This is a genomic window from Paenibacillus sp. G2S3, assembly GCF_030123105.1.
Classification (GTDB): Bacteria; Bacillota; Bacilli; order Paenibacillales; family Paenibacillaceae; genus Paenibacillus_AQ.
Genome location: NZ_CP126095.1, coordinates 4,530,009 through 4,540,788 on the forward strand (window position 1 = coordinate 4,530,009; position 10,780 = coordinate 4,540,788).

At 43.7% G+C, this 10,780-nt stretch carries 12 protein-coding genes; 4 read left to right on the plus strand and 8 right to left on the minus strand.

Translation table 11 applies throughout. The features are described from left to right. Positions 1 to 7: 7 nt before the first annotated feature. The 3 genes from QNH28_RS19890 to QNH28_RS19900 form a co-directional block, all read right to left on the minus strand. On the minus strand, positions 8 to 1,756 hold the full coding sequence (locus tag QNH28_RS19890; RefSeq protein WP_283908226.1) for an ABC transporter substrate-binding protein: 1,749 nt from the start codon (positions 1,754 to 1,756) through the stop codon (positions 8 to 10). 232 nt (positions 1,757 to 1,988) lie between these two features. Beyond that, the gene (locus QNH28_RS19895; RefSeq protein WP_283908227.1) at positions 1,989 to 2,891 is read right to left on the minus strand and encodes an ArsR/SmtB family transcription factor; all 903 of its coding nucleotides are present in this window, start codon (positions 2,889 to 2,891) and stop codon (positions 1,989 to 1,991) included. Positions 2,892 to 3,950: 1,059 nt separating this feature from the next. Then, entirely contained in the window at positions 3,951 to 4,142 is a 192-nt protein-coding gene (locus QNH28_RS19900) for a hypothetical protein (RefSeq protein WP_283908228.1), read from the minus strand. A 217-nt stretch (positions 4,143 to 4,359) separates the two neighbouring features. On the opposite strand from QNH28_RS19900, the gene QNH28_RS19905 reads away from it, so the two are divergent. Both QNH28_RS19905 and QNH28_RS19910 read left to right on the plus strand, forming a co-directional pair. Then, entirely contained in the window at positions 4,360 to 4,653 is a 294-nt protein-coding gene (locus QNH28_RS19905; RefSeq protein WP_283908229.1) for a GNAT family N-acetyltransferase, read from the plus strand. 83 nt (positions 4,654 to 4,736) lie between these two features. Then, positions 4,737 to 5,582, plus strand: a complete 846-nt coding sequence (locus QNH28_RS19910) for a GNAT family N-acetyltransferase (RefSeq protein WP_283908230.1) — start codon at positions 4,737 to 4,739, stop codon at positions 5,580 to 5,582. A gap of 78 nt (positions 5,583 to 5,660) precedes the next feature. On the opposite strand, the gene QNH28_RS19915 is transcribed toward QNH28_RS19910, so the two are convergent. From QNH28_RS19915 to QNH28_RS19930, 4 genes are all read right to left on the minus strand, one after another. Continuing rightward, positions 5,661 to 6,527 carry a hypothetical protein gene (locus QNH28_RS19915; protein ID WP_283908231.1) on the minus strand — a complete coding sequence of 289 codons (867 nt, stop codon included), beginning with the start codon at positions 6,525 to 6,527 and terminating at the stop codon, positions 5,661 to 5,663. After that, entirely contained in the window at positions 6,442 to 6,894 is a 453-nt protein-coding gene (locus QNH28_RS19920) for a flavodoxin (RefSeq protein WP_283908232.1), read from the minus strand. The genes QNH28_RS19915 and QNH28_RS19920 overlap by 86 nt, the downstream gene beginning before the upstream one ends. A gap of 172 nt (positions 6,895 to 7,066) precedes the next feature. Continuing rightward, complete coding sequence (locus QNH28_RS19925) at positions 7,067 to 7,432, minus strand: VOC family protein (RefSeq protein WP_283908233.1); 366 nt, start codon at positions 7,430 to 7,432, stop codon at positions 7,067 to 7,069. 97 nt (positions 7,433 to 7,529) lie between these two features. Next, the gene (locus QNH28_RS19930) at positions 7,530 to 8,390 is read right to left on the minus strand and encodes a helix-turn-helix domain-containing protein (RefSeq protein ID WP_283908234.1); all 861 of its coding nucleotides are present in this window, start codon (positions 8,388 to 8,390) and stop codon (positions 7,530 to 7,532) included. 228 nt (positions 8,391 to 8,618) lie between these two features. Between QNH28_RS19930 and QNH28_RS19935 the strand changes: the two genes are divergently transcribed. Then, positions 8,619 to 9,482, plus strand: a complete 864-nt coding sequence (locus tag QNH28_RS19935; RefSeq protein WP_042190039.1) for a class I SAM-dependent methyltransferase — start codon at positions 8,619 to 8,621, stop codon at positions 9,480 to 9,482. A gap of 3 nt (positions 9,483 to 9,485) precedes the next feature. After that, the gene (locus QNH28_RS19940; RefSeq protein WP_283908235.1) at positions 9,486 to 10,232 is read left to right on the plus strand and encodes an RluA family pseudouridine synthase; all 747 of its coding nucleotides are present in this window, start codon (positions 9,486 to 9,488) and stop codon (positions 10,230 to 10,232) included. A gap of 108 nt (positions 10,233 to 10,340) precedes the next feature. Here QNH28_RS19940 and QNH28_RS19945 read toward each other — a convergent pair whose 3' ends face one another. Further along, on the minus strand, positions 10,341 to 10,772 hold the full coding sequence (locus QNH28_RS19945) for a MarR family winged helix-turn-helix transcriptional regulator (RefSeq protein ID WP_094870245.1): 432 nt from the start codon (positions 10,770 to 10,772) through the stop codon (positions 10,341 to 10,343). Between the last annotated feature and the right edge of the window lie 8 nt (positions 10,773 to 10,780).

The following is a 10,780-nucleotide window of genomic DNA, read 5'->3' on the forward strand; positions in this document are numbered from 1 at the left end:
GGATTATTTATTTCAGGCTCCAAGTTGGCAGACTGCCAGCAAGCCCAATGAACGGGCTAACCGATAGATTCTCAATACGTCCGTTATAGGCGTATACAGTCTTTTTGTAACTTGTGAAAATAATAGGCAGTTCATCATTGAAGAGCTGGTACAGCTCTTTGTATACCGCTTTGCGGGCTTCAATATCAGTAGTAGCTAAGGCTTTATTGTATAGCTCCAGGAATTTCGGATTGTCATAATCAGTGATTTCTCCATCGAAGAACTGCATGAACCCATCAGCCGGATCAGTCAACATACTAGTGGAGAAGGATACGAGGTCGTAGTCCCCACCTTCTACCTTAGATACCAGAGAGTTAAAGTCTGCGAATACCTCCGGCTGGAAATCGATACCCAGTGCTTCAAAATTCTCTTTAGCTACAGCGATGAAAATATCGGTGTTTTTGCTCTTAGAGCCGAGGTAATGAATGCTAAGCGGTTTGCCATCTTTTTCACGGATACCACCAGCGCCTACCGTCCAGCCTGCTTCATCGAGCAATTGTTTAGCTTTTTCCGGATCATATTTGTAAGGATTAATGCCCTCCTCTGTGTAAGACCAAGAGATAGGGGATGCCGGGATGTTGGCAATGGAGCCTGCACCTTGTGCTGCGTCTACATAAATACTCTGACGATCCAGACCGTACACAATGGCTTGACGTACAAGCTTATCCTTGAGCTGCTCATGCTTCAGATTGACTTGCAGATAACCGTAGGTGCTTGGAGTGTAAGGAATAATATTCACAAAACCGAGCGCTTTCAGCTTCTCGATATTCTCTTCTGTCGCACTAAAGGAAGCGTAGTCCACCTCACCCGTTTCTACGAACTGCCATACATCGCCTTCCGTAGTTTTATAAATGAAATGCTCCGTCTTTGGTTTACCTTTGAAATAATTCTCATTCGCTACAAAACGCACTTCTTGCCCCGGAATAAATTTCTCCAGCTTGTAAGGTCCATCCCCGAGTGGCTTCTCATGAAGCTTTTTAATATATTCAAGATCTCCGAATTTATAGTCCTTGCCATAGTAAGCTTTCGACAATACATTCGAGCCGAGCTGTACCAGCGCTGTTGCGTTTGGTTGCTCAAGCGTCACTGAAATCGTCTGTGGATCAATCACTTTAATCCCTTCTATCGCTGTAGAAGTACCTTCTTTATAGGCTTTGCCGCCTTTAACATTTAGTGATGGAAGCTGGGAGCTACCGTCATACGATTTGTCATATTGGATCGTCCAAGTAAAGGCTACGTCATCCGCTGTCAAGGGTGAGCCGTCGCTGAATTTCAGATCTTTTCTCAAGTGGAATGTGTATGTAAGCTGATCATCCGAAACATCCCAGCTCTCTGCAAGCTCCGGTGTCGGAACGCCTTTATCGTCTACTGTTACTAGTGAAGCATATAGCAGTGAAGATACATTGCCATCATAACCACTTTGCTGAAAATATGGAGTAAAAGCTCCACTCGGGTCCGTTAACCCTACGATAATGGTGTCTGTACGTTTCTGTGCAACTGCTGGAAGTTTGGACAAATCGGTTGCGGTAAAAGGCTCGCTTAGCGCACCCGCAGGAACAGTCTCTGGTGTAGTTGTTGCTTCCACATTGGTTGAATTGGACCCCGCAGCCGCATTGTTCGCGGACGAGGATTCGTTATTACTGTTGTTAGCGCAAGCAGAAAGTAACAGTGAACCCGTAAGCAGTAATGAAGTGATTACAATCGCATTTTTTCTCATGTACCTATCTCCCTTTTCTCTCTAATAGAATAATAACTATAATTCCTACCTGTTAAGTATGAATAACTTCTGATGTTCATTATAGAAAGGTTTTTGAGTTCTGTAAAGAGAGAACTTCAAAAAAATTCTCTACAAACAGAATTATGCAAATATTAAAACAAATAAAAAAAGCCAAAACCCTCTCTGCATAAGAGAATTCTGACTTTCAGACCGTAATATTTTTTCGAAATCTTTATTTTAAATACTCAAATAGCTGCTCGTTCATCCGATGAATGCCTTCCAGACGCAGACTATATCCAGTGACATTCTCCCCTTCAATATAGGCATGAAGCAAACCTGCACAACGAAGATTAAAAATATGATCATGAACGATCCCCTTCGAGATTCCCGCATGCTTTACGATTTCGGTAAACGTTTTGCGGCCACTGCTAAGGGCTTGGAGGATTTTCAGGCGGCTTTTTTCACTCAGACTGCGAATGGCTCTATACATAAAAGGTGAAATTTCCTCGTTCTCTATCGAAATCCAAGCCGCATAATGACAGATCGTTAATTCACCGTAGCAATAAATGATATTAGCAGGCTGAAAATGATACTGCGGAATCAGAACGAGCTTCTTGAGCCCATCCGTGGGAATGAAGTAAAATCCGTTGGTCGTCTTGTTCACAAAATCAGCCGTTTCCAGTTCATTAAGCTCCATGTTCTTTAAATCTACATGCTGCTGTAATTTGCTCAGAATGGCAGGGTTGCATTGACTAAAGTACTGGCGGTTCCATTCGGAGAGTAAAAATACTACGCGATTACGGTAATCCTCCATATGGCTTGGAAATACCTTTACATATTTTGATAAGGTCTCATATAACTCGCCAACAGATAACCCTTCAATCCAGTTTAGCACACTGTCTACATCATCCTTGAATGGACAACAGTAAATGAGCAGATTCAACATTTTCCACTCATTGTTTAGTTCGGTTTCCTTCAGACGAGATAGCAGCTCTTCACTAAGGGTGCTTTCGATTTCGTTAACCCACGCTCCCCCTAGATCAATCTTCTTATAGGATTTTTTGCAGAGATAAGTATGTAAGCTGTTCAATAATTCATAAATCGATCCAAATTCAACCTCAACCTTGTATTCCACAACGATTCCTCCTGCTAGCGGTTCTTTTCAGTAGTGAGATATTCTCTTAATCTTATTGTATTATCCTGAGAATACGCAAGCTACTCTATAAATGGGAGTGCATAAAAATTCATTAGTTGCTGTATGACTGCTGTTTGACTTCAGAATTTATTTGCATCTCACGTTGATTTTATTTTGTTTGTGAGTGTCTGAGCAACAGGATCGCTGCTCTTATAATAATGCTGTAGGACAAATTCAGTGCGATGTCTATGGTGAACACATCCGCGGACGGACCCTACAGCAATATACATTCCAGTGCAGTTCCATGGCTGAAATATAGCCGCACGATTCCACCACCTCACACATTCCAGTGCGGTTCCATCAGTGAACACATACGCGTACGAAGCTGCTATCGGACACAATGGACCTTATAAGCAGCATTTCTCCCAATTTAGGGTTCTATCGGACCCCATGGGCGCTATTGACGTAAAAAGTGACTAATCTTAGCCTTTTCCTAAGGAATAGTTGCACTGGTGTCCGAAACTTTGCTCAAAAGGTAAAAAATTTGCAAATAACGTCATCTGAGTCCAATTACTCTAGCAGGCAATTATTTTTCGACGTTGTCGGACTCAGTGGACCCTATACGCAGTATTATCCCACTTTTAGTACGCTATCGGACTCTAGGGGCGCTAATGACGTAAAAAGTAACTAATTTTAGCATTTTGCCAAGAGATAGCTGCACTGGTGTCCGAAACTTTACTCAAAAAGCAAAATATGTGCTAATAACGTCATCTGGGTCCGATGGCTTCAGCGGGTGATTTGATTCGACGCTATCGGACACAGTGGACCCTATACGCAGTATTATCCCACTTTTAGTGCGCTATCGGACTCCATGGGCGCTAATGAAGTAAAAGTAACTATTTTTAGCCTTTTCCAAAGGAATAGTTGCACTGGAGTCCGAAACTTTACTCAAAAGGTAAAAAAATGTGCTAATAACGTCTACTGAGTCCGAAAGCTCCAGCGGGTGATAATGATTTCGGGAGTATTGAGCATGCAGAGGAATTAGCGCACTTTTAAGCTTCAAAGCTTTGAAGCCTCCGAAAATACCAAGTGCCGGGCTGTCGCAAATTTCCTCCGGCATGCCCGAGCGCCAGTAAAGTCCAGTTCGGCCTGTATATCCAGCACACCAGCTTGTCCAGAAATTCCAGCCCCCCACCTTCTCGGATCGCCTAAGGTCACACGATCACGTCTGCCTCCTGTCCCCATTCGCAAAACCAGTTTACTCCCATACCAAACAATACAAAGCAAAGCAGCTGCCCTTAGTAACAGGAGAGCATTGTTTACACCAGTAATCCTAACTTCCTCGATAAATCACCTGTAGAACGTTATCAAACGTCCAGAGCGAGCATTGGATCTGCTACATTCCTCGCTTTTTGCAAATCGTGGTAGTAAAATATAGGCAATAACAATTTAGGAGTGAAGCCATAAGATGCAAATTCAAAATGGAACAGGACGTTTTTTTGTTGCGAATGACGGTAAGGACCTTGCCGAGATCACATACAGTTTGGATAAAGAGGCTGGGGAATTGGTCATTGACCACACTCGTGTCTCTGAGGAACTGCGCGGTCAAGGTACCGGTGAAGAACTTGTACGGGCTGTTGTAGATAAAGCTCGAAGTGAAAATTTGAAAATTGTTCCTGTGTGCTCCTATGCAGCTCATCAATTCGAGAAGCATCCGGAGTATAAGGACGTGCTGAGCGGGAACACAGGCGAGCGAGACTGATCTCCGTTCCCGTTTCCGTAAAGCTTTATTAACCTATACGAACTAATACACTTAGTTCAAATACACTTTAGGAGGAAACGGGTTTGACTACTACTGATACTTTGAAAAACATAGAAGAATTACAAGAACGCTGTGAGCAATATGACGGAATCTCACTGAAATTGAATTGGGAAATGCTTCGCCAGCCATCAAGCGTAGGGGATACGGAATGGCTCGTGACCTATGAAGATGATTTACTCGTCGGCTTCTTAGGACTTTATGGATTCGGAAGCGATATGGAAGTTTGTGGTATGGTTCGACCAGGTTACCGTCGACGGGGGATCTTCACCTCTCTGTGGAACCGAGCTCAGACTATTATCAAACGTAACAATGTTACTACCCTACTGCTAAATGCTCCCGCAGCCTCATCATCTGGAGCTGCATTCCTGCAAACACTACCTCTACAGTTTAATCATGCGGAATACCAAATGAAATGGGGCGGAAATACAGTTGCTTCTTCTGAAGCAAGCTCAGCGACAGGGACTGTGATCTTACGACCTGCTCGTGAAGACGAAGCTCCTATTCTTGTCGAGCTGGATTGTGGCGGCTTTGACATAAAGACAGAAGATGCCGCCGAACTCTATGACCTGCAGAAACAGGAAGGCCTGCAAGAACATATTATGATCGAAATGGACGGACAACCTGTGGGTAAAATGCGGCTGTGGACCGAAGATAATGAAACCTGGATTTATGGATTTACCGTCAGCAAGAAGCTACGGGGGCTTGGTATTGGTCGAAGTGCACTTCTTCAAACGATCGAACGAGAACGTAAAAACTATAATGGAGTTAATCTCGAGGTTGCTCTAGATAATCCGAATGCGCTTAAGCTATATGAAAGCTGTGGCTTTGTCATTCAGAATAAACAGGATTATTACCGTTATATCGGCTAATCCATAGAAATAAAGCCTCCTGTCTAATGGGCGATTTTCGCCAGTAGAGCAGGAGGCCTTTTTTTATGATTAGAGTAATCACATGAGCCCAAAGCCTCCAACATTAGCTTCGCCTCTATCATTTCTACGGTCACTGCAGCTTAATGAGGCATCAGCGTGCACTTCCTGATCCAGAAATACAGATAACAATCGAACATAATCCAAAGACTCCTTATACGGGACAGCATTTCCCTTGTAAGAGTATTTACGACCCTCTAGTAGGGAGTATATTTCGACGGTCTCCGCAGGTTCACCGTAAGCTGCATAACAAAAGACGTTAGTCATATGCAAAAAGCCCGCAATAGTATCCTCATTGCCATTCACCATAAATTTCTGAATGTTCAGGCTTCGACCCTTCTGAGTAGAATTCCAAGCTAATTGAGTAATCATCGAAAGCTCCAAATTCAGCTCCGGGACAGGCACATACCACTGCTCGTATAGCATTACCGGAATTTCCTCTAGATGTTTGGTCGAAACGATACGCATTAATTCATCCGCTATACTCGTCTTGATATCCCAATATTGCAGCAATGAAGGAAAAGCATCCCCCCTAGGAGGCCACCGACGCTCTAATAGAAATTGTATCGGCGTCTCCCTACGAACTTCAGGCAGCAAACTATAAAAGTCGTTAAGTGTATGCCCTACAGCATATTGAACCTGCTGGCGCCAGCGTGGGAGCCCGGTCGCTTGAGCGCCGCTTGATAAATTCTCGGCCCCACCAAGCATAATGTGCTCCACTCGATAATCATGCAGTCGTTTATACGGAGGCGTATGTAAATTCATTGGTTTCTTCATCAAACTTCCCGCTGGCCCGCCCATCCTATGATGCCACCATACAAGCTTCGATAAATTGACGACCAAATTGACGGCAAGCTTCTTTTTCAGCAGCGTTCGGTCCATATTCAATCTTTAGGCTATCCTGTAATATTACAGCACCACGTTCCTTTAACTTCTCCACGATTAAGTCCACGGCTCCACAATAAATCGCGTAACCTGTGTCTCCACTACCAAAAACTGCTGACTTCATAGCGGTCAAATCAAGCTCATCCATCTCGTCATAGAAATCTAGAGCTTCATCTGGAAGCTCTCCATCTCCCCAAGTGTATGCTCCTAGCAGAACGCCTTCATATGAATTTATCTCAACCGCATTGCATTCAGTGACCGATTTCAAAACGGCTTCACCTCCTGCTTGGCGTATTCCCTCTACAATCAATTCAGCCATTTCCTCAGTGTTTCCAGTTAAACTTGCATATGCCACTAGCACTTTAGTCATCTTTCTGTTCCTCCCATTACTAAACATAAAATTTAAATGATGTGTGCTTCACCCTCATTCTATTTGATAATGATTATCATTGTCAAATGAATAAAATAAATAAAAAACGCAAACACCCGGTTATTCACACGGTTACGTTTGCGTTCGATCCTTATTTTTGCGCAATATTGAATTAGTATGCTCCTTCGAGCAAGGTAATGTGGTTACCCTCAGGATCGCGGAAGTTCATTTCTTTCCCGCCATATGCCATCGTAACCGGTGGCTGGCAATCCAGCCCCTTAGCCTTTAACTGCTCATACGTCTCATCGAGATTATCGCAGCCGAATACTAAATTAACAAAGCCAGTCGTGAGCTTTTCCCATTTCGTCGCATCCCAAATGATGATTCCAGGCTGTTTTTTGTCGAATCCAATCTTTGCCCCATCAAAATTGCCATAGCCTTCAAACGGGATTGGAATACCTAGCACCTCCGAATAAAATGCAGCCAACGCTGCAGTATCCTTAGTGTAGATGTTTGTACCTTCAAAAGACGAAATCATAATTTATCCCCTTTCATTCTCATCATCATAGTGTCAATTTCTTACTTAGGTCTAGTTTAACAAGGGTAGCACCCTTTGTATTGCAAAATTGCGACATTTATCTGCCAGCATAGACCAAAGCGTCAAGGGGTGTTCTTCCTGCATATTTCTTGAAACTATTAATAAAATGAGGCTGGTGACTGAATCCATACGCAAAAATAAGATCCTGCATATTCTTCGTCTGCGCAGGCAGTTGATACATTTCTCGCCATACATTCTGAAATCGCACAAGGTCAGCTGTTTTTTTAGGTGATACACCTATGTATTCTTGAAACAGTCTTTCTAGTTGACGTCTACTTAGATTAGAGCTGGCTTCCAAATCCTCAGCTGTTACTACACCCTTTTGCTTAATTAGGGTATAAACTGCATTCATCATCCGATCATTAGAACGTCCACCACGCTCAAGACGCTGAATTAGATAAGCCTCAGCCGCCGCTATCCTTTCCATCATAGAATTTTCTTGTTCCAGCAGTAATCCTAACTCTCTCTTAAAAGTACCAAAGTATTGGTCCACATCCACAAATGCATTCAAGACATCCCGGAGATGGTCATCCGTAAAAAAATGAACGGCCCAGAAATGAAATCGGATACCGAATCGCGAAATCATACCTTCCCCTCTGTCTGAAGGCACTTCAAATGGAGCATCATTGATGCCAGAAAAAACAGATGTTGCTATCCCGGTTGATTTATCTAAATCCCAAATAATGTCCATGCATGTATCTGGAATAATTGTTTCCATTCGAGGTTCGTAACCAGATGTCTTGTCCACTACGTGAACGGATGCCTCTGTGCGAATAGGAGGTGTAACAGAGCCCCAGAAACAGCGAATATATGGCCGCAAAGCTTGACTGGGTAGAAATTCACTAGTTTGTGCTGGATTTGCAGTTATCGGGAAATATAGAGGTGCGAGATTGAACATAAGCTGCTGTTCTCCGATCGTAAATATTGTAAGGACTATGACATTTGATCATACACAATAGTTGCTTGTTATGCCAGAATAATAGCTGTGAGTATGGAAATATTATACACATAATCTTCATTGGATAAAATAAGTAGAGTGTTGGGCTTGTGCGTATTTTGTTTGTAGCTATATGGTGAAATGATGTACAATAAAGGCTAAATGAATTTTTGAAGGATGGATTAAAAAATGTATATAGCTAGCGACTGGAAAGACTATGAAGTAATTGACACTGGCGGTGGAGAGAAGCTTGAACGTTGGGGTGACATTATCCTGCGCCGTCCTGATCCACAAATTATTTGGCCGCTCTCCAATGAGACAGCGAAATGGCGTGATGTACACGGTCATTATCATCGTTCCTCAGCTGGTGGTGGACAATGGGAAATGAAAAAAACGATTCCGGATGACTGGAAGATTAGTTACGGTAAATTAAAATTCCACCTGCGTCCTACGAATTTTAAGCATACAGGGTTATTTCCTGAACAAGCGGCTAACTGGAGCTGGATGATGGACAAGATTGCAGCTGCTAACCGGCCAATCTCAGTGCTAAATCTATTTGCTTACACTGGTGGAGCTACTGTAGCCGCAGCAAGTGCTGGCGCTTCTGTAGTTCACGTGGATGCAGCTAAAGGTATGGTGCAATGGGCGAAGGAAAATGTACAGCTGTCCGGCCTGGGCGAGCGTCCAGTTCGCTACATCACGGATGACGTATTCAAATTCGTACAACGTGAACAACGTCGTGGTAGTAAGTATGATGCGATTATTATGGACCCGCCTTCCTATGGAAGAGGACCTGGCGGAGAAATGTGGAAGCTGGAATCCAGCTTATATCCATTCCTTGAGAGCTGTATGCAAATTATGAGCGATAAGCCTTTGTTTATGCTAATCAATTCTTACACTACCGGAATCTCTCCAACCGTACTACGTAATATGTTGTCTATGACTATGGGCAAACGTTATGGTGGAAAGCTCACCTCTGGTGAAATCGGTCTTCCGATTACTTCCTCCGGTATGAATCTGCCATGCGGTATTCTGGGACGCTGGGAGGCGTAAGCCATGACACAGCATTTATCTGGCAGCAATGAGCCGCTGGACGGAGGATCACAGCGATTTGAAATATTGTACGAAGATAACCATCTTCTCGGTATTGTGAAGCCTGTGAATATTCCTGTTCAGGAGGATGCTACTGGGGATCCTGATCTGCTGAACCTGCTCAAAGAAGATGTGAAGGAACGTTTCAATAAGCCCGGCAACGTCTATATGGGTCTGGTCCACCGTTTGGATCGACCGGTTGGGGGTGCAATGATCTTCGCCAAGACTTCTAAAGCAGCCTCAAGACTATCCGAGTGTGTCAGAACTCACAGCTTTCATAAGGTGTACTTAACGGTCGTGCACGGAAAACCACCAGCATCTCATGGCCGTCTTACCGATACACTGCTTAAAGACGCCAAGAGCAATACCGTCACTGTAGTCCGGAAAGGAACACCCGGCGGTAAGGAGGCTATTCTGGATTACACGGTGCTTGGCAGTGCAGAGGGCTATAGCCTGCTCAAGATCGATTTGCTTACCGGTCGTTCACACCAAATTCGAGTGCAGCTTAGCTCCATTGGCTGCCCGTTATACGGTGATCAGAAGTATGGGGCTTCAGTGAACAGACCTGGACAGCAAATTGCACTGTGGTCTGCACTTGTAGGCTTTCCCCACCCTGTAACTAAAGAAGAAGTAGAACTTATTTCCCTGCCCCCGCAAACCCATCCTTGGGATTTATGGTCCAAGGAATTACAAAAGAAGGCTATCCATTAATGGATGGCCTTCTTTTTTTGAAATTAAGCGTTGTTGTACTTTATTAATGGCTTGTCATCGCAAGCTTGTACCTCAATCTATCTCTCCGGCCCTTGTCACCCTGATTATTCATGGTGTAGAACCCTCCGGTGTAGTTGTAACAACCATTTTGCCCATTAAATAGAGTAGTAGCTGTTGGTTATGAGAGGAAATCGGATCAAGCGCTTCTGCAAAAAAATCACTTCGGATCTTCAAACCACGTGCAGTCTCCTGCGTTCCAATTTCCGTTATACTCACCCATACAATACGGCGATCCGCAGCATCTCTCTCCCGAATGATAAGCCCATTTTTCTCCATCCGATCAAGTAACATAGTAACCGCTGCAGGACTGGTCGCCAGATGTGGAGCCAGATCAGAAGGCTTCATGGCATCACGTTCCTGAAGCAGTTCAAGTACTGTGAGTTGGGCATCCGTTAGCGATGGGGCAAGATTACTATCCATATGTAGTTTGTAATCTTTTAAAATTTTATGCCAAATTTTACTGAATTCAGAAGCGTGCACACTGATTC